The 1637-nt window shown below is 73.1% G+C and carries 1 protein-coding gene; it reads right to left on the bottom strand.

Annotated elements, in window-relative coordinates; translation table 11 throughout:
• Nucleotides 1–1637, bottom strand: a 1637-nt coding sequence (locus ACFVVX_RS37955; RefSeq protein WP_387952733.1) for a type I polyketide synthase, incomplete at both ends; no start/stop codon positions are given.

Raw genomic sequence — 1637 nt, 5'->3', positions numbered from 1 at the left:
TAGAGGTCACGGCCCATCCCGGCCCACTGGGAACCCTGGCCGGGGAAGACGAACACCGTCCGTCCACCGCCCTCCGGGGCCGTACCGGTCACCAGACCGGGAGCCTCCTCACCACGGGCCAGAGCCGCCAGACCGGCCAACAACTCCTCACGGTGTGAGCCGACCACCACCGCCCGACGACCGAACAGCGTCCGACCGTCCAGCGCCCTGGCCACCGAGCCCGGGGACAACTCCGGCTGACGGTCGACGAATTCGGTCACCCGCGCGGCCTGTCGGCGCAGCGACTCCCCGTCGGTCGCGGACAGCACCCACGCGGTCGGGCCTTCGGCCTCGGCGGCCTGCGCCGCGTCCGCGGTGTCGCCCTGTTCCAGGATGACGTGGGCGTTGGTGCCGCCGATGCCGAACGAGGACACGCCCGCCCGGCGGGGGCGGCCGGTCTGCGGCCAGTCCCGCTGTTCCGCCAGCAGTTCGACGGCGCCCGCGGTCCAGTCGACGTGCGGGGTCGGCTCCTCCAGGTTCAGGGTCTGCGGCAGCACGCCGTGCTGCATCGCCATGACCATCTTGATCACGCCGCCCACGCCGGCCGCCGCCTGGGCGTGGCCGATGTTGGACTTCAACGAGCCCAGCCAGAGCGGCTCTTCGCGCTCCTGGCCGTAGGTGGCGAGCAGCGCGTTGGCCTCGATCGGGTCACCCAGCGAGGTGCCGGTGCCGTGCGCCTCGACGGCGTCCACCTCGGCGGCTGCCAGTCCGGCCTGGGCGAGGGCCTGGCGGATCACCCGCTCCTGCGAGGGGCCGTTGGGGGCGGTCAGGCCGTTGCTCGCGCCGTCCTGGTTGACCGCCGAGCCGCGGACCACGGCCAGCACGCGGTGGCCGTTGGCCTTGGCCTTGGACAGCCGCTCCAGGACCAGGACGCCGACGCCCTCGGCCCAGGAGGTGCCGTCGGCCGAGGAGGAGAACGGCTTGCAGCGCCCGTTCGGCGCCAGACCGCGCTGGCGGCTGAACTCCACGAAGGCCACCGGGGTGGCCATCACGGTCACGCCGCCGGCGAGCGCGAGGTCGCACTCGCCCTGCCGCAACGCCTGCGCGGCGAGGTGCATGGCGACGAGCGAGGAGGAGCAGGCGGTGTCGATGGTGACCGCCGGGCCCTCGAGGCCGAGGGTGTAGGAGACCCGGCCGGAGGCCACGCTGCCCGCGCTACCGGTGGCGATCATGCCTTCCAACTCGTCGGGCACGGCGGCCATCGACGGCTGGTAGTCGTGGTACATCATCCCGGAGTAGACGCCGGTGCTGCTGCCGCGCAGCGACCTGGGGTCGATGCCGGCGCCCTCGATCGCCTCCCAGGAGGTCTCCAGCAGCAGCCGCTGCTGCGGGTCGACCGCCAGCGCCTCACGCGGCGAGATCCCGAAGAACCCGGCGTCGAACATCCCGGCCTCGTGCAGGAACCCGGCCTCGCGGCAGTAGGACGTCCCCGGGCGCTCGGAGTCGTCGTCGAAGAAGTCCTCCAGGTCCCACCCGCGGTTCGACGGGAACGGGGTGATCCCCTCCCGGCCGTCGGCGACGAGTTGCCAGAGGTCTTCGGGGGAGGTGACTCCGCCGGGGAAGCGGCAGGCCATGCCGACGATGGCGATCGGGTCGTC

Origin of the sequence: Kitasatospora sp. NPDC058170 (genome assembly GCF_042883905.1) — a bacterium.
In the GTDB taxonomy this organism is placed as follows: domain Bacteria; phylum Actinomycetota; class Actinomycetes; order Streptomycetales; family Streptomycetaceae; genus Kitasatospora.
The sequence above is the reverse complement of the archived record's forward strand: the minus strand, read 5'-3'. Positions and strand labels throughout refer to the sequence as shown.